This is a genomic window from Micropruina sonneratiae, assembly GCF_025972045.1.
Taxonomy (GTDB): Bacteria; Actinomycetota; Actinomycetes; order Propionibacteriales; family Propionibacteriaceae; genus Micropruina; species Micropruina sonneratiae.
This window is the reverse complement of the sequence record NZ_JAPDHX010000002.1, coordinates 620,768-642,546: the sequence shown is the minus strand read 5'-3', so window position 1 is coordinate 642,546 and position 21,779 is coordinate 620,768. Positions and strand designations below refer to the sequence as shown.

Below are 21,779 nucleotides of genomic sequence, written 5' to 3'. Positions count from 1 at the left end.
CAGCAGCACCCCGCCGGGAAGTGCGACGGCCAGTCCCACCGCGCACCCGACCGAGACACCGACTGATGTGCCGAGCCCCACCGACGACCCCAGCCCCCCCCACCACCCCCCCCCCCCCCCCCCCCCCCCCCGCCCCCCCCCCCCCCCCCCCCCCCCGGGCGCCCCCCGGGGGGGGGGGGGGGGCCCCCCCCCCCCCCCCCCCCCCGCCCCGTCCCGGGCCGCACCAGTTCGGCGATCCGGACGCCGGCGGCGGCCAGCACCTCGAAGGTGCGGGCCGAGGTGAAGGCGACCACGTCCGGCCGGCCGGCAAGGGCCGCGGCCAGGGCGTCGGTGGCCAGCGGCTGGGTCTGGGTGAGGGCGGCGGTGGTGACGGAGACGCCCTCGGCAGCCAGCTCGTCGGCCATCGCCGAGGGGGGCATCAGCACCCGCAGCCCGCGTAGTGGAGCGACCCGGTCGGCCAGCTGTTCGGCCATGGCGGAGGCCTGATTCGCCGGCCCGGTCAGCGTGTCGGTGCGCACCTGGGTGGCCAGCAGCCGGGCGGTGATCGTCAGGTTGTCGCCCGACACCCGGGCGAGTGCCCCGAACGGGGCGGCGCAGCCGGCCTCGACCAGGCGCATCACGGCACGTTCGGTCTCCACCGCCACCCGGCTGGCGGCGTCGTCCAGCTGGCCCAGCAGGTTGCGCACCTCGTTGTCGTCTGCCCGGCACTCCAGGGCGAGGGCGCCCTGCGCCGGGGCGGGCACCAGTATCTCGGGGGGCAGTTTCTCGGTGATGGCGTCCGCCCTGCCCAGGCGGTTGAGGCCGGCCACCGCCAGCACCACGGCGTCCAGGTCGGCGCCGACCCGGCCCAGCCGGGTGTCGACGTTGCCGCGCAGGTCGACGATGGTGAGATCGGGGCGTACGGCGGCCAGTTGGGCGGCCCGGCGGGGCGACCCAGTGCCGACCGATGCGCCGGGTGGCAGCGTCGCCAGGGTCAGCGCGTCGCGGGCGCACAGCGCGTCGCGGGGATCCTCCCGGCGCGGCACGGCACCCAGCACCAGGCCGTCGGTCGGTGTGGTCGGCAGGTCCTTCAGCGAATGCACGGCCAGGTCGCAGCGACCATCCAGCACGGCTTCACGGACGGCGGCGACGAACACGCCGACGCCGCCGAGGCTCGACAGCGGGGCGTCGGTGACGTCCCCGAACGTCTTCACCCGCACCAGCACGACGTCGGCGCCCAGGGCGCGCAGCGCGTCCGCGATCTGTTGGGATTGGGCCAGCGCCAGCCGGGAACCGCGGGTTGCGAGCCTGATCTGCACTCATCCGATCTTGCCGTACGCCGTCGGTACCGACGCCCCGATTCCGGCGATCGGCGGTGCCGCATTTGTAGTAGTTTCAACTAATAACAGGTAGACTGCAGGTATGCGTAAGTCACGCGACATCGAATGCTGGCTGACCGACATGGACGGCGTGCTCGTCCACGAGGACCAGCCGCTGCCCGGGGCGGCCGAGTTGATCCAACGCTGGGTGGACACCTCCAAGCGCTTCCTCGTGCTGACCAATAACTCACTCTTCACCGCACGCGACCTGGCCGCCAGGCTCAAGCGTTCGGGCCTGCGTATCCCGCAGGAGAACATCTGGACCTCCGCCATGGCGACCGGCGCCTTCCTCGCCGAACAGCCCGGCGACAAGACCGCCTTCGTGATCGGCGAGGCCGGGCTGACCACCGCCCTGCATGACGCCGGCTTCGTGCTGACCGAGGTCGATCCCGACTTCGTCGTGCTCGGCGAGACCCGGAACTTCTCGTTCGAGGCGATCACCAAGGCGATCCGGCTGATCGTCAACGGCGCCCGCTTCATCGTCACCAACCCCGACACCACCGGCCCCTCCAAGGACGGTCTGCTGCCCGCCGCCGGCTCGGTGGCGGCGATGATCACCGCTGCGACGAACCGCCAGCCCTACGTGGTCGGCAAGCCGAACCCGATGATGTTCCGTTCCGCCATGCGCCGCATCGAGGCGCACTCCGAGACCACGGCGATGATCGGCGACCGGATGGACACCGACATCGTGGCGGGCATGGAGGCCGGCCTGCACACCGTCCTGGTGCTCAGCGGCCTGACCACCATGGACGACGTGGCGCGGTACCCCTTCCGGCCCAACCAGGTGCTGGGCGGGGTCGACGAACTCATCGACCAGATCTGACCCGCCGCCCGCCGCCGCGCACCCCGTCGCCGCGCACCTATGCGGGCGCTCACCGGCGGGTCGTCTTGGAATAATCATTCCTGGTGCGGCATAGTAATCACCATGTCCGTACGGATCGCCGTCTCCGGCTGCACCGGGTACGCCGGGGGTGAGGCGCTTCGCCTGCTACTCCAGCACCCCGACGTCACCATCGGCAACCTCACCGCCAAGTCCAGCGCGGGCACCCGCTTCGGCACCCACCAGGCACACCTGCTGCCGTTGGCGGACGCCGAGGTGCTCGACACCACCGTCGACAACCTGGCCGGCCACGACGTCATCGTGCTGGCCCTGCCGCACGGCACGTCCGGGGCCATCGCGGCCGAGCTCGCGCAGGCGTCGCCGGAGGCGCTGCTGATCGACCTCGGCGCCGACCACCGTCTCGAATCCGCGGAGGCCTGGCGCGCCTTCTACGGCGGGGAGCACCCGGGCACCTGGACCTACGGCATGCCGGAGCTGCTGCTCGCCGACGGCGTCCGGCAACGCACCGAACTGGCCGGCACTCGCCGCATCGCGGTGCCCGGCTGCAACGTCACCGCCGTCACCTTCGCCCTGCAGCCCGGCATCGCCACCGGCCTGATCGAGCCGACCGACCTGGTTGCGGTGCTCGCCAACGGGGTCAGTGGCGCGGGCAAGGCGCTCAAACCGCAGCTGCTCGCGTCCGAGATCCTCGGCTCGGCCAGCCCGTACGGCGTCGGGGGGGTGCACCGGCACATCCCCGAGATCGAGCAGAATCTCGGCAAGCCGGGCGGCGACACGATCCGGATCAGCTTCACCCCGACCCTGGTGCCGATGGCCCGCGGCATCCTGGCCACCTGCACCGCCCGGCTGGCCCCCGGCGCCGACGCCGGCACAGTGCGGCAGGCGTGGCAGGAGGCCTACCGCGACGAGCCCTTCGTGCACCTGTTGCCCGAGGGTCAGTGGCCGAGCACCGCCGGCACCCTGGGCGCCAACACCGCGCTGGTGCAGGTCACCGTCGACGAACGGGCCGGACGCCTGGTCGCCGTCTGCGCCATCGACAATCTGGTCAAGGGCACCGCCGGCGCGGCCGTGCAGTCGATGAACCTTGCGCTGGGCCTGCCCGAGACCACCGGACTTTCCACGATCGGAGTCGCACCGTGAGCGTCACCACCCCCAGGGGGTTCACCGCAGCAGGCGTCACCGCCGGCATCAAGGCGTCCGGACGCCCCGACCTGGCCCTGGTGGTCAACAACGGACCGAACGCCCACGCCGCCGCCGTGTTCACCAGCAACGCCTTCAAGGCCGCGCCGGTGCAGTGGTCGATGCAGGTCGTCGCAGACGGACGCCTCGCCGCGGTCGTGCTGAACTCCGGCGGCGCCAACGCCTGCACCGGTCGCGACGGTCTGGCCGATGCCCGGCAGATGGCCGAGTGGACCGCGGGGGGCGTGGGCTGCGAGGTGACCGACGTGGCCGTGTGCTCGACCGGGCTGATCGGCGTCCGGCTGCCGATGGACAAGGTGCTGGCCGGCATCGAGCTCGCCGCGCAGGATCTGTCCGACGAGGGCGGTGACGCGGCGGCCGAGGCCATCATGACGACCGACACCCTGCCGAAGCTGGCCGAGTACCACTCCGACCAGCACTGGGCGATCGGTGGCATGGCCAAGGGTGCCGGCATGCTCGCCCCGGGCCTGGCCACCATGCTGGTCGTGCTCACCACCGACGCCGCCGTCCCCTCCGAGCAGCTGGACGCCGCCCTGCGCACCGCGACGAGCTTCACCTTCGACCGCACCGACTCCGACGGCTGCATGTCCACCAACGACACCGTGATCGCGCTGGCCAGCGGTGCGGCCGGGGTCGAGCCGGACGCCGACGAGTTCACTGAGGCGCTGACCGGGGTGTGCCACTCGCTGGCGACGCAGCTGCTGGCCGATGCCGAGGGGTCCGCCCACGACATCGCCGTCCAGGTCACCGGAGCAGCCTCCGAGGACGACGCGCTGGCGATCGCCCGCGCCATCGCGCGCAGCAACCTGTTCAAGTGCGCGGTGTTCGGCAACGACCCGAACTGGGGCCGCGTGCTGGCCGCCGCGGGCACCGTGCCCGCGACGTTCGACCCCGAGCACGTCGACGTGTCGTTCAACGGCGTCGGCGTGTTCGTCGACGGCCAACTGGGCGCCGACCGCTCCGAGGTCGACCTGTCGGCCCGTGAGGTTTCGGTCGAGCTGAACCTGCACGCGGGCGAGGCGACCGCGACCATCTGGACCAACGACCTCACCTACGACTACGTCAAGGAGAACGCGGAGTACTCCACATGAGTCCCCTGATCCGGACGTCGGACGACTCCTCGGCCCGGGTGGCCACCGCCGAGAAGCTGATCGAGGCGCTGCCGTGGCTCGAGCGCTACGCCGACTCGATCGTGGTGGTCAAGTACGGCGGCAACGCGATGGTCAACGACGAGCTGAAGCGCGCCTTCGCCGACGACGTGGTGTTCCTGCGACGCTGCGGGCTGAAGCCGGTCGTGGTGCACGGCGGCGGTCCGCAGATCTCGTCGATGCTGGGCCGGCTGGGCATCGCCTCGGAGTTCCGGGGCGGTCTGCGGGTCACCTCGCCCGAAGCGATGGACGTCGTCCGCATGGTGCTGGTGGGGCAGGTGGGGCGCGAGCTGGTGGGTCTGCTGAACGCGCACGGGCCGCTCGCGGTCGGGCTGTCCGGTGAGGACGCCGGCCTGTTCACCGCCACCCGCCGCGGCACCGTCGTCGACGGCGAGCAGGTCGATCTGGGCCTGGTGGGCGAGGTGACGACTGTGCGTCCCGAAGCCGTGCTCGACCTGATCGCGGCGGGCCGCATCCCGGTGATCGCCACCGTCGCCCCCGACGCCGACGGGCACGTGCACAACGTCAACGCCGACACCGCCGCCGCCGCGCTGGCCAGCGCCCTCGCCGCGCAGCGGTTCGTGGTGCTCACCGACGTCGAGGGCCTATACGCCGACTGGCCCTCGCGCGAGTCGCTGATCGCGCAGATCTCCGACACCGAACTGGAGGCGCTGCTGCCCACGCTCGAGGCGGGCATGATCCCCAAGATGGAGGCGTGCCTGCAGGCCGTCCGAGGCGGGGTGCCGCGGGCGACCATCATCGACGGTCGGGTGCCGCACAGCCTGCTGTTGGAACTGTGCACGGCCGAGGGCCTCGGCACGATGGTCAGCCGCGCACCGCAATCGACGAAGGAGCAGCCATGACGCTGGCCACCCCGGGCACGCAGGCAGCGCTGCAGGCGCGTTACGACAACGCGCTGATGAACACCTTCGGGCCGCCCAAGCGGGTCTTCGTCCGCGGCGAGGGCGCGCACCTGTGGGACGCCGACGGCAACCGGTACACCGACCTGCTGGCCGGGCTGGCGGTGAACGCTCTGGGCCACGCCCACCCGCAGGTGATCGCCGCCATCTCGGCCCAGTTGGGCACGCTGGGTCACGTGTCGAACTTCTTCGCCACCCCCACCCAGATCGCGCTGGCCGAGAAGCTGGCCGGCTTCGTCGCCGCGAACGACCCCGAGCTCCCGGCCCGGGTGTTCTTCACCAACTCCGGCACCGAGGCCAACGAGGCGGCGTTCAAGATCACCCGGCGCACCGGCCGCACCCGGCTGATCGCCATGCAGGGGTCGTTCCACGGGCGCAGCCTCGGCGCCCTCGCCCTCACCTCGAACCCGGCCTACCGGGAACCCTTCGAACCGCTGCCCGGCGAGGTCGTCTTCGTTCCCTACGGGGACGCCGATGCACTGGCCGCCGTCGTCGACGAAACGGTCGCGGCCGTGGTGGTCGAGCCGATCCAGGGTGAGAACGGGGTGGTGGAGCCTCCGTCGGACTACCTGGCGATGGCCCGCGACCTGACCGCCGCGGCGGGCGCGCTGCTGTGGATCGATGAGGTGCAGACCGGCATCGGGCGCTGCGGTGACTGGCTGGCGAGCGCGGCGTCCGGGGTGACGGGCGACATCGTCACCTTCGCCAAGGGTCTCGGCAACGGCTTCCCGGTGGGCGCGTGCGTGGCCACCGGCCCGGCGGCGTCGCTGCTCGGTCCGGGGTCGCACGGCACCACGTTCGGCGGCAATCCGGTGGCGGCCGCGGCCGGGCTGGCGGTGATCGGCATCATCGAACGCGACGGGCTGCTGGCCCGGGTCGAGGCCGCGGGGGATCGGCTGGCCGACGGCATCCTCGGCCTGGCGCACCCCGGCATCGCCGCGGTGCGGGGCCGTGGCCTGCTGCGCGGCGTGGTGCTGACCGATCCGATCGCGCCGGCGGTGGCGGACGCCGCCCTGGCTGCGGGCTTCGTGATCAATGCGCCACGGCCCAACGTGCTGCGACTGGCGCCGCCGCTGATCATCTCCGATTCCGACCTGGACGCCTTCGTGGCCGCCCTGCCCGGCCTGCTGGAGGCGACGTGACCGAGTCGAGGACGCCGCAGACCAAGACGGCGCGACAGGCCCGGATCGTCGAACTGATCAGCCGCGAGCCGGTCCGATCGCAAAGTGAGCTGGCCGGGCTCCTGGCCCGGGAAGGGGTTCCGGTCACCCAGGGAACGCTCAGCAAGGACCTGGTCGACGTCGGCGCAGTGCGGGTACGTCAGGGCGACGGCGAGTTCGGCTACGCGTTGCTGGCCGGCGAACGGCCCGGTGACTCCTCGGTCTCCGCGCTGCGGCTCTCGCGGCTGTGCGCCGAACTGCTGCTGTCGGCCGAAGGCTCGGCGAACCTCGCCGTACTGCGGACGCCGCCGGGCGCGGCCCAGTACTTCGCCTCGGCCATCGACCGGGTGGCGATGACCGAGGTGCTCGGCACCATCGCCGGCGACGACACGATCGCGGTGATCACCCGCGACCCGGCCGGGGGCGCCCGGTTGGCCGAGACAATGCTGGCGATGAGCCACAATCCGCGAACCGAGTGACCAGCGCGGGCGTCCGGTGTGACGCCGCCACGGCCGCCATGAGGGCGGCCACGACGAACGGAGTGAGATGACGCACGACACCGACCCTGCCGACGGTTCCGCCGCGGGGGTGCTGTGGGGTGGCCGATTCGCCGGCGGCCCGGCCGAGGCGATGTTCGCGCTGTCGGTATCGACCCACTTCGACTGGCGGCTGGCCCGGCACGATCTCGCCGGGTCACGAGCCCATGCGCGCGCCCTGAACCGCGCCGGCCTGCTCACCGACGACGAGCTGACCGCCATGCTGGCAGGCCTGGACGACCTCGAGGTCGACGTGGTCTCCGGCGGCTACGTCGCGGCTCCCACCGACGAGGACGTGCACGGGTCGCTGGAGCGGGGCCTGATCGAGCGGGTGGGTCCCGAACTGGGCGGACGCCTGCGCGCTGGCCGCTCCCGCAACGACCAGATCGCCACGCTGCTGCGGCTGTACCTGCGCGAGCAGGCGCGGGTGGTGGCGTCGGGGATCGCCGAGGTGGTGGGGGCGCTGCACCGGCAGGCCACCGCGCACCTCGGGGCGCCCATGCCCGGCCGGACCCACCTGCAGTCGGCCCAGCCGGTGCTGCTCAGCCACCATCTGCTCGCCCATGCCTGGCCGCTGCTGCGCGACGTGGACCGGCTGCGCGACCTCGACCACCGGCTGGCGCTGTCCCCGTACGGCTCGGCCGCCCTGGCCGGCACCTCGCTGGGACTCGATCCCGAGGCGGTGGCGGCCGAGCTGGGCTTCGACGGCTCGGTGGCCAACTCGATCGACGGGACGGCTGCCCGCGACCTGGCGGCCGAGGCCGCCTTCGTGCTGGCGCAGGTCGCCGTCGACCTGTCCCGGATCAGCGAGGAGGTAATTCTGTGGGCGACGGTCGAGTTCGGGTTCGTCTCATTGGACGACGCCTGGTCCACCGGCTCGTCGATCATGCCGCAGAAGAAGAATCCGGACGTCGCCGAGCTCGCCCGGGGCAAGGCGGGCCGGCTCATCGGCAACCTGACCGGACTGCTCAGCACTCTGAAGGGACTGCCGCTGGCCTACAACCGCGACCTGCAAGAGGACAAGGAGCCGCTGTTCGACTCGCTCGACCAGCTGCGGGTGGTGCTGCCGGCGATGGCGGGCATGATCGACACCCTCGTCTTCCACACCGAGCGGATGGCCGCACGGACGCCGCAGGGCTTCACCCTGGCCACCGATCTTGCCGACTGGTTGGTGCGGCAGCGCGTGCCGTTCGCCCGGGCGCACGAGATCTCGGGTGCCGCTGTGCGCTACTGCGAGGCGCGCGGCATCGACCTTCCTGACCTCACCGCCGGTCAACTCGCCGAGATCGACCCGGTGCTCACCCCCGAGGTGCTCCAGGTGCTCACCGTCGAGGGCTCGATCGGCTCCCGGGACGGACGCGGCGGCACCGCCGGCGTCCGGGTCGCCGAACAGCTCGACGACGTCGAGGCGCACCTGGACGCCGCACGCGCCTGGGCCACCACCTGACCCACCCAGTCATCCCGGCCCTCGGCATCCCGGCATCACCGTCATCCCGGCACCACCGTCAGCCCGGCGAACGCCGGGATCTCAACCCGCACCCACCGCCCCACCCACCGTGGGCCCCCGCAAACCCGGTCGAACGTGCGCACTAGCATGGCCCGGGTGACCGATGTGCTCGATGAACTCACCTGGCGGGGGCTGATCGCCCATTCCACGGACCCGGACGCCCTGCGCGCCCACCTGGCCGCGGGGCCGATCACCTTCTACGTGGGTTTCGATCCGACGGCGCCGAGCATCCACATGGGCAACCTGGTGCAGATCATGCTGGCCCGGGCCCTGCAGCGCGCCGGTCACCGACCCATCCTGCTCGTCGGCGGCTCAACCGGACTGATCGGCGACCCCAAGCAGGCCGGCGAGCGGTCGATGAACCCGCGCGAACTGGTGGGGGAGTGGGTCGCCCGGATCCGCGATCAGGTCAGCCGGCTGATCTCCTTCGACGGCGACAACGGCGCCCAGGTGGTCAACAACTACGACTGGACGGCAGAGCTCTCGACCCTGGATTTCCTCAGGGACGTCGGCAAGCACTTCCCCGTGAACCGGATGCTCGATCGAGAAGTGGTGAAGGCCCGGCTGGAGTCGGGCATCTCCTACACCGAGTTCTCCTACGTGTTGCTGCAGTCGCTCGACTACCGCGAGCTGTTCCGGCGGCACGGCTGCACCCTGCAGACGGGCGGTTCCGACCAGTGGGGCAACATCACCGCGGGGGTCGAGCTGATCAGGCGCTCCGAGGGTGAGCGGGTGCACGCCCTGGCGACCCCGCTGCTTACCAAGGCCGACGGCACCAAGTTCGGCAAGACCGAGTCGGGCACGGTGTGGCTCGATCCGGCGATGACCTCGCCGTACGCATTTCATCAGTTCTTCCTGAACTCCGAGGACGCGAAGGTCATCGACTACCTCAAGGTGTTCAGCGAACGCCCCCGCGAGGAGCTCGAGGACATCGCCGCCCGCAGCGCGGAGGCCCCGCACTTGAGGATCGCGCAGCGTGCGCTCGCCGACGACATCACCGACCTGGTGCACTCGCCGACCGAGCGAGAGGCCGCGACCGCGGCCGCGCAGGCGATCTTCGGACGTGGCGAGCTCGCCGGGTTGAGCGCAACCACCCTTCGAGCCGTCGCCGACGAACTGGGTGCCGTCGCACTGCCGGCCGGGGCGGAACTGCCCAGTGTGGTGGACGCCATGGAAGCCGCCGGCGTCGTGTCCAGCAAGTCGGCGGCTCGCCGGGCCATCACCGAGGGCGGCGCATACCTGAACAACGTGAAGGTGACCGACCCCGCGGCGCAGCTCGAGCAGGGCGACGTCTTGCCCGGTGGTGTGGTGGTGCTGCGCCGCGGGCGACGCACCGTCGGCGCCGTCACGATGTGCTGATGGCAATGAAACCCCTAGTCAACGGCACGACACGCCCGGACGTGCGGGCCGATTTGACCGCGCTGTAACGGCTCCGTAATGTTTACCAAGCCTTCTCGGTGAGACGGACGGGCCGGAGAGATCCGGATCGGACGGGCCGGAAGGATCCCAACCCACAACAGCACGGGTACGGTGTGCCTCCATGCCAGGAGCCGCCAAGACCCGACAGTTGTCGCGGACTGGGAGGGGCCCATCAGCCCGGTTTGACACCGGGAAAACGGCCTCAGTAGAGTAGGCAAGGCCTTCTCGGTGAGACGGACGGGCCGGAGAGATCCGGATCGGACGGGCCGGAAGGATCCCAACCCAAAACAGCACGGGTACGGTGTGCCTCCATGCCAGGAGCCGCCAAGACCCGACAGTTGTCGCGGACTGGGAGGGGCACCATAGCCCGGTTTGACACCGAGCACAAGCCCCAGTAAAGTAAGTCGAGTTGCCCCAAGCAACGGCCCGAGGGCCTGAGCGCGGTGCGCACCCGAAACTTGAGAACTCAACAGCGTGCTTGAAAGTCAATGTACAGCGCATCCTCTCGAGGATGTGCGAATTAATATCCCGTCTGCATGAGGTTCGCTTCATGCAACGAGATTCCTTTGATTATTGATAGATCCAGCAATGGATCCTGTCAGTGTCAAACAATCCTTTGACAGCAATGCCGGCTCGTCCGGTGCTGAAAATTTTCAACGGAGAGTTTGATCCTGGCTCAGGACGAACGCTGGCGGCGTGCTTAACACATGCAAGTCGAACGGTGACGAGAGAGCTTGCTCTCTCTGATCAGTGGCGAACGGGTGAGTAACACGTGAGCAACCTACCCTTGACTCTGGGATAACAGTTGGAAACAGCTGCTAATACCGGATACGAACTCAGCAGGCATCTGCCGAGTTGGAAAGCTCCGACGGTCAAGGATGGGCTCGCGGCCTATCAGCTTGTTGGTGAGGTAACGGCTCACCAAGGCTTCGACGGGTAGCCGGCCTGAGAGGGCGACCGGCCACACTGGGACTGAGATACGGCCCAGACTCCTACGGGAGGCAGCAGTGGGGAATATTGCGCAATGGGCGAAAGCCTGACGCAGCAACGCCGCGTGCGGGATGACGGCCTTCGGGTTGTAAACCGCTTTCAGCAGGGACGAAACTGACGGTACCTGCAGAAGAAGCACCGGCTAACTACGTGCCAGCAGCCGCGGTGATACGTAGGGTGCGAGCGTTGTCCGGAATTATTGGGCGTAAAGAGCTCGTAGGCGGTCTGTCGCGTCGGAAGTGAAAACTCGGGGCTTAACCCCGAGCCTGCTTTCGATACGGGCAGACTTGAGGAATGTAGGGGAGAACGGAATTCCTGGTGGAGCGGTGGAATGCGCAGATATCAGGAGGAACACCAGTGGCGAAGGCGGTTCTCTGGACATTAACTGACGCTGAGGAGCGAAAGCGTGGGGAGCAAACAGGCTTAGATACCCTGGTAGTCCACGCCGTAAACGGTGGGCACTAGGTGTGGGGGACTTCCACGTTCTCCGTGCCGTAGCTAACGCATTAAGTGCCCCGCCTGGGGAGTACGGCCGCAAGGCTAAAACTCAAAGGAATTGACGGGGGCCCGCACAAGCGGCGGAGCATGTTCATTAATTCGATGCAACGCGAAGAACCTTACCTGGGTTTGACATATACCGGAAACATCTGGAGACAGGTGCCCCGCAAGGTCGGTATACAGGTGGTGCATGGCTGTCGTCAGCTCGTGTCGTGAGATGTTGGGTTAAGTCCCGCAACGAGCGCAACCCTCGTCCTATGTTGCCAGCGGTTCGGCCGGGAACTCATAGGAGACTGCCGGGGTCAACTCGGAGGAAGGTGGGGATGAGGTCAAGTCATCATGCCCCTTATGTCCAGGGCTTGAAACATGCTACAATGGCAGGTACAAAGGGCTGCAATACCGCAAGGTGGAGCGAATCCCATAAAGCCTGTCTCAGTTCGGATTGGGGTCTGCAACTCGACCCCATGAAGTCGGAGTCGCTAGTAATCGCAGATCAGCAACGCTGCGGTGAATACGTTCCCGGGCCTTGTACACACCGCCCGTCAAGTCATGAAAGTCGGTAACACCCGAAGCCGGTGGCCCAACCCTTGTGGAGGGAGCCGTCGAAGGTGGGACCGGTAATTAGGACTAAGTCGTAACAAGGTAGCCGTACCGGAAGGTGCGGCTGGATCACCTCCTTTCTAAGGAGCCATTGGCGAGGATTAATCACCTCGTCCAAGCGCCAGGTCTTTCACGACGAGCGTTCGTGAGGCCGGCAGGCTACTAGTGGAACATTGACCTGAAGCCGAGCACCCAGCTCGTCAGTACAACCCCGCAAGGGGAGTGGAACCTCGATGCATGGAGCGAAGCCCGAGAGCACGCTGTTGGGTCCTGAAGGGTCGGTTGCGCTAAGCAAACCCCTTCTGTGCGGCCGGCCGAGGTCACCTGGTTGAACCAGAGACCGAACCCGGATCCGCCCGTTTCTTGAGAACTGCACAGTGGACGCGAGCATCTTTGTAGTGAAATAACAAGCTACTAAGGGCAGTCGGTGGATGCCTTGGCATCAAGAGCCGATGAAGGACGTTGTAACCTGCGATAAGCCACGGGGAGCTGGTAAACAAGCTTCGATCCGTGGATCTCCGAATAGGGAAACCTCGAAAGAAACCGGAGTAATGTCCGGCGACCTCTACCTGAACACATAGGGTAGTTGGAGGGAACGTGGGGAAGTGAAACATCTCAGTACCCACAGGAAAAGAAAACAACCGTGATTCCGTAAGTAGTGGCGAGCGAACGCGGAAGAGGCCAAACCCAGCATGTGTGATAGCTGACAGGCGTTGCATGTTGGGGGTAGTGGGGCCGCACCGACCGGGCTGTTGACCGGTCAGAGAGTAAGAAAAGAGCGTTGAAGTCGAAGGACTCTGGGAAGTTCCGGCACAGAAGGTAATACCCCTGTAGACGTAAGCCGCTCTCTCTCGTGCGTCACCCCAAGTAATACGGAACCCCTGAAATTCCGTATGAATCTGGCGGGACCACCCGTTAAGCCTAAATACTCCTTGATGACCGATAGCGGACAAGTACCGTGAGGGAAAGGTGAAAAGTACCCCGGGAGGGGAGTGAAATAGTACCTGAAACCGATTGCCTACAATCCGTCGGAGCCTGCTGTGTCTTCGGACCCAGGGGTGACGGCGTGCCTTTTGAAGAATGAGCCTGCGAGTTAGTGGTACGTGGCGAGGTTAACCCGTGTGGGGAAGCCGTAGCGAAAGCAAGTCCGAATAGGGCGACATAGTCGCGTGCTCTAGACCCGAAGCGTAGTGATCTATCCATGGCCAGGGTGAAGCGACGGTAAGACGTCGTGGAGGCCCGAACCCACTTGGGTTGAAAACCGAGGGGATGAGCTGTGGATAGGGGTGAAAGGCCAATCAAACTACGTGATAGCTGGTTCTCCCCGAAATGCATATAGGTGCAGCGTCGCGCGTTTCTTACCGGAGGTAGAGCACTGGATGGTCTAGGGGGCCCACAAGCTTACCGAAATCAGCCAAACTCCGAATGCCGGTAAGTGAGAGCGCGGCAGTGAGACTGTGGGGGATAAGCTTCATAGTCGAGAGGGAAACAGCCCAGAACACCAGCTAAGGCCCCCAAGAGATTGCTAAGTGGAAAAGGATGTGGAGTTGCACAGACAACCAGGAGGTTGGCTTGGAAGCAGCCACCCTTGAAAGAGTGCGTAATAGCTCACTGGTCAAGTGATTCTGCGCCGACAATTTAGCGGGGCTCAAGCAATCCGCCGAAGCTGTGTCATTCGCATAATAACCAGGCCTTCGTGGTCCAGGTGTGCGGATGGGTAGGGGAGCGTCGTGTGCGCTGTGAAGCGGCGGGGTAACCCAGCCGTGGAGAGCACGCGAGTGAGAATGCAGGCATGAGTAGCGAATGACGGGTGAGAAACCCGTCCGCCGAATATCCAAGGGTTCCAGGGTCAAGCTAATCTGCCCTGGGTAAGTCGGGACCTAAGGCGAGGCCGACAGGCGTAGTCGATGGACAACGGGTTGATATTCCCGTACCGGCGAAACAACGACCCTGCCGAGGCAGTCAATGCTAAGCACGCAAGAGCCGGCGGCGGACTTCGGTCCAAGCCGGTTTGAGTCTGCGACCCACGACTGTATTAGGCAAGCTGCGGAGGGACGCAGGAAGGTAGCCCATCCCGGGCGATGGTTGTCCCGGGGTAAGTGTGTAGGGCGAGGTGTAGGCAAATCCGCACCTCATGCGCCTGAGACATGATGCCTTTTGGAGCTACGGCTCCTGAAGTGGGTGATCCTATGCTGCCTAGAAAATCTTCGTGAGCGAGTTGTTAGCCGCCCGTACCCTAAACCGACACAGGTGGATAGGTAGAGAATACCAAGGCGATCGAGAGAATCGTGGTGAAGGAACTCGGCAAAATACCCCCGTAACTTCGGGATAAGGGGGACCTGACGTGTAACAGGATTTACTCCTCGAGCACTGAGGGTCGCAGAGACCAGGCCCAAGCGACTGTTTACTAAAAACACAGGTCCGTGCCAAGTTGAAAGACGATGTATACGGACTGACTCCTGCCCGGTGCTGGAAGGTTAAGGGGACGTGTTAGCGCAAGCGAAGCACTGAACTTAAGCCCCAGTAAACGGCGGTGGTAACTATAACCATCCTAAGGTAGCGAAATTCCTTGTCGGGTAAGTTCCGACCTGCACGAATGGAGTAACGATTTGGGCGCTGTCTCCACCACGAACTCGGCGAAATTGCACTACGAGTAAAGATGCTCGTTACGCGCAGCAGGACGGAAAGACCCCGGGACCTTTACTATAGTTTGGTATTGGTGATCGGTACGACTTGTGTAGGATAGGTGGGAGACTGTGAAGCATGGACGCCAGTTCGTGTGGAGTCGACGTTGAAATACCACTCTGGTCGTTCTGGTTATCTAACCTAGGTCCATCATCTGGATCAGGGACAGTGCCTGATGGGTAGTTTGACTGGGGCGGTCGCCTCCCAAAATGTAACGGAGGCGCCCAAAGGTTCCCTCAGCCTGGTTGGCAATCAGGTTTTGAGTGTAAGTGCACAAGGGAGCTTGACTGTGAGAGGGACACCTCAAGCAGGGACGAAAGTCGGGACTAGTGATCTGACGGTGGCACGTGGAAGCGCCGTCACTCAACGGATAAAAGGTACCCCGGGGATAACAGGCTGATCTTGCCCGAGCGTCCATAGCGACGGCATGGTTTGGCACCTCGATGTCGGCTCGTCGCATCCTGGGGCTGGAGTCGGTCCCAAGGGTTGGGCTGTTCGCCCATTAAAGCGGCACGCGAGCTGGGTTTAGAACGTCGTGAGACAGTTCGGTCCCTATCCGCTGCGCGCGTAGGAATCTTGAGAGAGGCTGTCCTTAGTACGAGAGGACCGGGACGGACAAACCTCTGGTGTGCCAGTTGTTCTGCCAAGAGCACGGCTGGTTGGCTACGTTTGGAAGTGATAACCGCTGAAAGCATCTAAGCGGGAAGCACGTCTCAAGATGAGGGTTCCCACAGAGTTAATCTGGTAAGGCCCCCGGAAGACCACCGGGTTGATAGGTCGGATGTGGAAGTGCAGCAATGCATGGAGCTGACCGATACTAATAGGCCGAGGGCTTGTTTCCTACAAAGATGCTACGCGTCCACTGTGCGGTTCCCGAGTAACGGTCGGGAACGCGATCGAAAACTCCATAGAGTTACGGTGATCATGGCGAGCGGGAAACGCCCGGCTCCATTCCGAACCCGGAAGCTAAGCTGCTCAGCGCCGATGGTACTGCAGGGGGGACCCTGTGGGAGAGTAGGTCGTCGCCGGACATTTAAAACACCCCCGTGGGTGCCAGCAATGGCTCCCGCGGGGGTGTTTTGCGTCCCCGGTCGGTGAACGGCACACTGGTGCGGGTGACCAGCGAGCAGGAACCGGCCGACGGCAAGGGGCAACAGAACGAGCGTCCAGCGCGGGGCTCGGGTGCTGCGGGCCGGGGTCGGGCAGCCGGCCAGGGCGGTGCGAAGCCGTACCGGGCGACTGGCGCCGGGTCACCGCGCGGTGGTTCCGGCGGCACGAGCAGAACATACCGTGGCTCAGCCGGCGACTCGCGGCCCGGGCGTGCGCCCCGCAGGCGCGACGCCGGGCAGGACGACGCAAAGCCGTATGGGACCTCGTCAGCCGGTAGGGCTGGTGGCACCGGTAGGCGACCAGAAGGTCGCCGCGCAGGATCCGGCTCCTCGGCGGGCCGTTCCTCACGCCCCCGCACCGAAGGCGGCTCGGGGGGTTCGCAGAGTCGGTCCGACAGCCCCCGCTATGGGGCCGGTTCTGGGCGCCCGCAGAGCCGATCGTCCAGTCCACGTTCAGAGGGCGGTTCCGGGCGTTCGCAGAGTCGGTCCGACAGCCCTCGCTACGAGGGCGGCTCGGCACGCCCGCAGAGCCGGTCGTCCAGCTCGCGTTCAGAGGGAGGATCGGGACGCTCGCAGAGTCGGTCCGGCAACCCTCGCTACGAGGGCGCATCGGGGCGTCCGCAGAACCGCGGGTACCGTCCCCGGGCGGAGGGGACGGCTCGGCCCGAGGGCACCCGTACGTCGCGTCCGCGCTCGGACGAGGGGGCGCGGCGTTCCGAATCCCGGCAATGGAGCTCCGATCAGCCCGGCGCCGTTCGCCGTGCCGCGGGTCGTGACGCTCGGGCTGGCCAACCTCGTGGCGTCGACGCTGCCCGGCGTGGCGCCGACAGAGGCCGCTCCGACGAGCGGCAGAGCTCCGGGCGCGGGCGTTCGGACGACCGCCAGGGCGGTTACCGGCCCCGCGGGGAAGGGCGATCGGACGATCGCCAGGACGGCTACCGTCCCCGTGAAGAAGGACGTCCGCGGCGTCAGGACGGCCCAGGGGTGGCCCAGCGGCGTCCGCAGCCGGCCCGCGACCGGGGGCCGATCGAGGAGCGGGAGCCGCTGCATCCGGGCCTGGAGCCTCGCCCGGACGAACCGGCGACGCCCACCGATGTCGATCTGGACCTGCTGTCGCGCGGGGTGAAGGCCGAACTGCGCGGGCTGAGCAGCGAACGGGCTGAGAAGGTTGCTGCCCATCTGGCGGCCGCGGCGGAACTCGTGGATGTGGACCCGGCCCTGGCCTATGCCCACGCCGAGGCGGCGCGCCGTCGCGCCGCACGCCTGCCCGTGGTGCGTGAGGCGGCGGCCACCACCGCCTATGCGGCCGGCGAGTACGCCGCGGCACTCAACGAGTTCCGGGCCCTGCGCCGGATGACCGGCAGCGACGACTTCCTGGCCGTGATGGCCGACTGCGAGCGGGGGCTCGGGCGTCCGCAGGCGGCGTTGAAACTGATCCGTGAGGGACTGGCCACCCAGCCGCCGATCGCCGCCCGGGTGGAGCTCAAGCTGGTCGAGGCCGGTGCGCGCGACGCCTTGGGCCAGCGCGATGAGGCGGTCCGGCTTCTGCGTCAGGAGATCGAGGCGGTCGGGCCGCGCGGGCCCAAGGCTGCCCGTGCCCGGTTGCGCTACTACTTCGCCGAGTTGCTGGCCGGGTCTGGTGACGAGGCCGGCGCCGAGCAGTGGTTCGGAGCGGCGCTGAGGCTGGATCCCGACAACGAGACCGGGGCGGCCGAGGCCCTCGCCGCCCTGCAGGGCGTCACGATCGAGTTCGACGAGACCGAGGACGCTGCCGAGCCGGCTGCGGCCGAGGATGGCGGCACGACCAGCGTCGGCGAGCCGCAACCGGCCGTCGCGACGCAGGAGGAGCCTGGGGAGGGCCAGTGACCGAACGGATCATCGACGACCATGACGTCGCCTTCTTCGACCTGGACGGGGTGATCTATCTCGGACCGGTCGCCGTGCCGGGGGCGGCGGAGGGCATCCACGCCGTCCTCGAAGCGGGCGCACGGGTCATGTACGTCACGAACAACGCGGCGCGCAGCGCCGAAACGGTCGCGGAGCACCTGACCAGCCTGGGCTTCGAAGCCGGAGTGGACGACCTGATCACCAGTGCTCAAGTGGCGGCCAACGTGCTCGCCGAGACCCTCACCGCAGGCAGCCTGATCCTGGTCGCCGGCACCAGGAACCTGGTCGACCTGGTCGAGGGGGCCGGCTTCCGGGCGACCGGCAACGCCGACGACGGCCCGGACGCCGTGCTCCAGGGCTACAGCCCGACCATCCCGTGGGGCCTGCTGGACGAGGCGGCGATAGCCGTGCAGCGCGGCGCCACGTGGTACGCCACCAACGACGACCGCACCCGTCCCACCGACCGGGGCCTCGTGCCCGGCCTCGGTGCCCAACTCTCGGTCGTGGGCATGGTGGTGCGCCGCAAACCGATCGTCTTCGGCAAGCCGCACGCGCCGATGCTGGACTTCGCCATCCGGCACACCGGTGCGCGGCGTCCGATCTTCGTGGGTGACCGGATCGACACCGACATCATGGGCGCCAACCGGGCAGGGATGGCCTCGATGCTGGTGTTCACCGGTGCTCACGGCAAGCGGGACCTGATCGAGACCGGTCCGGGTGACCGGCCCAGCTACATCGGCGCCGATGTCCGCGCCCTGCTCGAACCGCCCCGCGTCGCGACCCAGGAGGGCCACGCCTGGCTGTGCGGAGCGGCGTCCGCGCGGTTGAAGGACGGCCGGATCCTGCTCGAGGGCGAACTGACCGGCCAGTCCGGTCAGTTGGACGCCCTGTGGGCGCTCGCCAACCTGGTCTGGGCCACCAACGCCGACGCGACCGAAGCCCTGGACCGGCTCGACCAGCTGCACTGAGCACGCCGCCAGGTCCCATCGGCGGCACACAGGGGCCCGGACAGCGGTTGCCGCTCGACCTGCCGTCACCCGGCGGTATCCTGCGAGGGACCCGAACGCCACCGGGTCCCGAGAGTCAGGAGCACCCGTGCCGGCTGGAAGGCAGCCCACCACCACCGACCTTGCGTTCATCGCCGTTTTCGCGGCCCTGATCGCCGTGCTGTCCGTGGTCCCCGGCATTCCGATCGGGCCGGTGCCGATCACCCTGCAGACCCTCGGCGTCGCCCTGGCGGGCCTCGTCCTCGGGCCCTGGCGCGGCTTCGGTGCGACCATGCTGTACCTGGTGGTCGGCTTCGCGGGGCTGCCCGTGTTCGCCGGCGGCACCGGCGGCCTGGGCGTGCTGGCCAAGCCCAGCATCGGCTACCTGCTCAGCTTCCCGATCGCGGCGGCCGTGGCGGGCCTGTTGGCCGTCCGGTTGGCCCCGGCCGGGCGCCGGCTGCGGTTCCTGTGGCTGTTCGTCTCAGGGTTCGCCGCGTCCATCCTGATCATCCACCCGGCCGGCATCCTCGGCCTGATGACGATCCTGCACGTCGACCTGCCGGCCGCGATCGCCATCGACCTGCCGTTCTGGCCAGGAGACGTCGTGAAGAACCTGGCCGCGGCCGGTATCGCCCTGGCCGTCCACCGGGCCTTCCCGGCGCTGCTGACGCAACGGGTGCCGGTAGCCGCCTGAGGTGATCCGGCTCAGTGACGTCGGGGTCCGGGTCCCCGTCGCGGGCCCGCCGGGCAGCAAGGTGCTGCTCGATCACGTCGACCTGCGCCTCGCCGAGCACCGCATCGCCCTGGTCGGCGCCAACGGCTCGGGAAAGTCCACCCTGCTGCGGTTGCTCAACGGGCTGATCGTGCCGACCTCGGGCCGGGTCGAGGTCGACGGCCACGACACCCGCACGGAGTCCGCCGCCGTCCGCCGCCGGGTCGGCTTCACCTTCACCGATCCGTTGAGCCAGCTCGTGCTGCCCACGCCGCTGGACGACGTCGAGCTCAGCCTGCGCGCCCGCGTCCGCGACCGGGGGGAGCGCCGCCGCCTGGCCCTGGACTGGCTGGATCGTTACGGCCTGGCGGCGGTCGCCGAGCAGAGCATCTACGACCTCTCCGGCGGTGAGCGGCAGCTGGCGGCCCTGGTGAGCGTGCTCGCCGTCGAACCCTCGACCCTGGTCTGCGACGAACCTACCACCCTGCTCGACCTGCGCAACCGCAACCTGGTCAGCCAGGTGCTGAGCGCATTGCCGCACCAGGTGATCGTGGCCACCCACGATCTGGCGCTGGCCGGGCAGTGCGAGCGGGTCCTGCTGATCGACGCGGGTCGGGTGTGCGCAGACGGGGCGCCGGCCGAGGTGCTGGACCGCTACCGGGAGCTGATGGCATGAGACCCACGGTGTCGGTGTTCGGCGGCCACCTGCCCGGCGACTCGGTGTGGCACCGTGCCGGGGTGGGGTGGAAGTACCTGGTGGTGCTGGCGCTGACCCTGCCGGCGCTTTGCGTGCAGCAGCCGTGGCTGACGGCGACCGGACTGGTGGCGGTGGTGGGCTGCCTGGCGCTGTGCCGGCTGCCGGCCCGGGCCATGTTCGCGATCCCGGTGGCCCTGCTGGTGCTGCTGCTGGTGCTGGGCGTCTTTCAGCTGGTGGTGGGCCGGCCCGACCTGGCGTTCGTGGTGCCCGGCAACGTACTGCTGGCCGTCTGGGCGGCGCGGCTGATCATCGTCACCACGCCCGCCTCGGTGCTGGTGGACGCGCTGGTCGCCGCCGCCGACCGGGTGCCGTTCGTCGACGGTGAGCGGTTCGGGTTGGCGGTGGGGATCATGCTGCGCAGCGTCCCGTTCCTCAGCGGCGCCTTCTACGACGTCCGGGACGCCGCCCGCGCCCGCGGCCTGGAACGACACTGGGTGGCGCGGCTGACCCCGGTCGTGGTGCGTGCGGTCGGCTTCGCCCAGGCGACCGGGGACGCCCTGGCGGCGCGCGGGCTGGCCGAGGGGCGCCCGTCGGCTCCGCACCCGCGCGTCTAGGATGCAGACCGTGACCGCTTCCACCTCCGACCAACCGCCGGTGACGGGGCATGCCGCCATCGACGAAGCGCTGTCCCGGCTCGACCTGTCGGGCCCGGTCGGCGAGCACGCGTCCGCCCTCGACGAGGTGCACCGGGTGCTGCAGGACGTGCTGAACCCGCCCCGGGAGGCCTCCGAGCGGTGACCGCGCGGCTCGACCAGGAACTGGTGCGCCGCGGGCTGGCGCGCTCGCGCGGCCAGGCCGCCGAGGTGGTCAGGGCCGGACGCGTCCAGGTCAACGGACGCCGGGCGTCGAAGCCGGCAACCATGATCGGCGACGCCGACGCCTTGAGCGTCGAGGAGCCCGACCATTACGTGTCACGGGCCGCCCACAAGCTGCTGGGCGCCCTCGACGACAGCGGCCTCGTGGTCGCCGGCAGGGTGCTGGACGCCGGGGCGTCCACCGGCGGGTTCAGCCAGGTCGTCCTCGAGCGCGGCGCCGAGTCGGTGCACGCCGTCGACGTCGGCCACGGTCAGGTGGCGCGGCAGGTCGCCGACGACCCCCGGGTGGTGGTGCACGAGGGCCTCAACCTGCGCGACCTCACCCTCGACCATCTGGGCGGACGCCGCGTCGACCTGGTCGTCGGCGACGTGTCGTTCATCTCCCTGAAGCTGCTGCTGGCGCCGCTGTTCGGGGTGCTCACGCCCGAAGGGTCGGCGTTGCTGCTGGTCAAGCCGCAGTTCGAGGTCGGCCGCGGCGGCCTGGACGCGCGCGGCGTCGTGCGCGACGAGGCTGTGCGCACCAGGTGCGTGGACGAGGTGGCCGAGCAGGCGGCACGGCTCGGCCGGCCCGAGGTGTGGCGCGGCCCCAGCCGGATCGCCGGGGCCTCCGGCAATCAGGAGTGGTTCCTGCTGTTGCGCGGACGCCGGTGA

Annotated in this window: 15 protein-coding genes, 3 rRNA genes and 1 pseudogene; 18 read left to right on the top strand and 1 reads right to left on the bottom strand. The window is 68.1% G+C overall.

Features of this window, described 5'->3' with window-relative positions; genetic code table 11:
* Window positions 1–455 precede the first annotated feature (455 nt).
* A pseudogene (hemC, locus tag OIE40_RS08185) lies at window positions 456–1,298 on the bottom strand (hydroxymethylbilane synthase); the annotation flags it as partial.
* 103 nt (window positions 1,299–1,401) lie between these two features.
* Here hemC and OIE40_RS08180 point away from each other — a divergent pair.
* The 18 genes from OIE40_RS08180 (at window position 1,402) to OIE40_RS08095 (ending at window position 21,779) form a co-directional block, all read left to right on the top strand.
* The gene (locus OIE40_RS08180) at window positions 1,402–2,181 is read left to right on the top strand and encodes an HAD-IIA family hydrolase (RefSeq protein ID WP_264701697.1); all 780 of its coding nucleotides are present in this window, start codon (window positions 1,402–1,404) and stop codon (window positions 2,179–2,181) included.
* 102 nt (window positions 2,182–2,283) lie between these two features.
* Complete coding sequence (argC, locus tag OIE40_RS08175; RefSeq protein WP_264701696.1) at window positions 2,284–3,339, top strand: N-acetyl-gamma-glutamyl-phosphate reductase; 1,056 nt, start codon at window positions 2,284–2,286, stop codon at window positions 3,337–3,339.
* Complete coding sequence (gene argJ / locus OIE40_RS08170; protein ID WP_264701695.1) at window positions 3,336–4,490, top strand: bifunctional glutamate N-acetyltransferase/amino-acid acetyltransferase ArgJ; 1,155 nt, start codon at window positions 3,336–3,338, stop codon at window positions 4,488–4,490. The genes argC and argJ overlap by 4 nt, the downstream gene beginning before the upstream one ends.
* Entirely contained in the window at window positions 4,487–5,410 is a 924-nt protein-coding gene (gene argB, locus OIE40_RS08165; RefSeq protein ID WP_264701694.1) for an acetylglutamate kinase, read from the top strand. Before argJ ends, argB begins: the two co-directional genes overlap by 4 nt.
* On the top strand, window positions 5,407–6,609 hold the full coding sequence (locus OIE40_RS08160) for an acetylornithine transaminase (RefSeq protein WP_264701693.1): 1,203 nt from the start codon (window positions 5,407–5,409) through the stop codon (window positions 6,607–6,609). Before argB ends, OIE40_RS08160 begins: the two co-directional genes overlap by 4 nt.
* Window positions 6,606–7,106 (top strand): arginine repressor, encoded by a 501-nt coding sequence (locus OIE40_RS08155; RefSeq protein WP_264701692.1) that lies wholly within the window; start codon window positions 6,606–6,608, stop codon window positions 7,104–7,106. The genes OIE40_RS08160 and OIE40_RS08155 overlap by 4 nt, the downstream gene beginning before the upstream one ends.
* A 67-nt stretch (window positions 7,107–7,173) precedes the next feature.
* Complete coding sequence (argH, locus tag OIE40_RS08150; RefSeq protein ID WP_264701691.1) at window positions 7,174–8,610, top strand: argininosuccinate lyase; 1,437 nt, start codon at window positions 7,174–7,176, stop codon at window positions 8,608–8,610.
* A gap of 156 nt (window positions 8,611–8,766) precedes the next feature.
* Window positions 8,767–10,029: a tyrosine--tRNA ligase gene (gene tyrS, locus OIE40_RS08145; protein ID WP_264701690.1), complete on the top strand. Its 1,263-nt coding sequence runs from the start codon at window positions 8,767–8,769 to the stop codon at window positions 10,027–10,029.
* 713 nt (window positions 10,030–10,742) lie between these two features.
* Window positions 10,743–12,257 (top strand): 16S ribosomal RNA (locus OIE40_RS08140).
* Between the two features lie 324 nt (window positions 12,258–12,581).
* Window positions 12,582–15,703, top strand: a 23S ribosomal RNA gene (locus tag OIE40_RS08135).
* Window positions 15,704–15,776: 73 nt separating this feature from the next.
* Window positions 15,777–15,893: ribosomal RNA gene (gene rrf / locus OIE40_RS08130) — 5S ribosomal RNA — on the top strand.
* The 16S, 23S and 5S rRNA genes sit together here, the layout of an rRNA operon.
* Window positions 15,894–16,955: 1,062 nt before the next feature.
* Entirely contained in the window at window positions 16,956–17,837 is an 882-nt protein-coding gene (locus tag OIE40_RS08125; protein ID WP_264701689.1) for a tetratricopeptide repeat protein, read from the top strand.
* On the top strand, window positions 17,834–18,826 hold the full coding sequence (locus OIE40_RS08120; RefSeq protein ID WP_264701688.1) for an HAD-IIA family hydrolase: 993 nt from the start codon (window positions 17,834–17,836) through the stop codon (window positions 18,824–18,826). The genes OIE40_RS08125 and OIE40_RS08120 overlap by 4 nt, the downstream gene beginning before the upstream one ends.
* A 127-nt stretch (window positions 18,827–18,953) precedes the next feature.
* Window positions 18,954–19,538 carry a biotin transporter BioY gene (locus tag OIE40_RS08115; protein WP_264701687.1) on the top strand — a complete coding sequence of 195 codons (585 nt, stop codon included), beginning with the start codon at window positions 18,954–18,956 and terminating at the stop codon, window positions 19,536–19,538.
* Window position 19,539: 1 nt separating this feature from the next.
* Window positions 19,540–20,232: an energy-coupling factor ABC transporter ATP-binding protein gene (locus OIE40_RS08110; RefSeq protein ID WP_264701686.1), complete on the top strand. Its 693-nt coding sequence runs from the start codon at window positions 19,540–19,542 to the stop codon at window positions 20,230–20,232.
* On the top strand, window positions 20,229–20,867 hold the full coding sequence (locus OIE40_RS08105) for an energy-coupling factor transporter transmembrane component T family protein (protein ID WP_264701685.1): 639 nt from the start codon (window positions 20,229–20,231) through the stop codon (window positions 20,865–20,867). Before OIE40_RS08110 ends, OIE40_RS08105 begins: the two co-directional genes overlap by 4 nt.
* A 10-nt stretch (window positions 20,868–20,877) precedes the next feature.
* Complete coding sequence (locus OIE40_RS08100; RefSeq protein WP_264701684.1) at window positions 20,878–21,051, top strand: hypothetical protein; 174 nt, start codon at window positions 20,878–20,880, stop codon at window positions 21,049–21,051.
* A complete protein-coding gene (locus OIE40_RS08095; protein ID WP_264701683.1) occupies window positions 21,048–21,779 on the top strand; it encodes a TlyA family RNA methyltransferase in 732 nt (243 codons plus the stop codon). Before OIE40_RS08100 ends, OIE40_RS08095 begins: the two co-directional genes overlap by 4 nt.

Excerpts from the sequence above, each read along its gene's own strand:
- OIE40_RS08105 (WP_264701685.1), top strand. The coding sequence starts at position 20,229 with ATGAGACCCACGGTGTCGGTGTTCGGCGGCCACCTGCCCGGCGACTCG.
- argC (WP_264701696.1), top strand. The coding sequence starts at position 2,284 with ATGTCCGTACGGATCGCCGTCTCCGGCTGCACCGGGTACGCCGGGGGT.
- OIE40_RS08180 (WP_264701697.1), top strand. The coding sequence starts at position 1,402 with ATGCGTAAGTCACGCGACATCGAATGCTGGCTGACCGACATGGACGGC.
- argB (WP_264701694.1), top strand. The coding sequence starts at position 4,487 with ATGAGTCCCCTGATCCGGACGTCGGACGACTCCTCGGCCCGGGTGGCC.
- OIE40_RS08160 (WP_264701693.1), top strand. The coding sequence starts at position 5,407 with ATGACGCTGGCCACCCCGGGCACGCAGGCAGCGCTGCAGGCGCGTTAC.
- argH (WP_264701691.1), top strand. The coding sequence starts at position 7,174 with ATGACGCACGACACCGACCCTGCCGACGGTTCCGCCGCGGGGGTGCTG.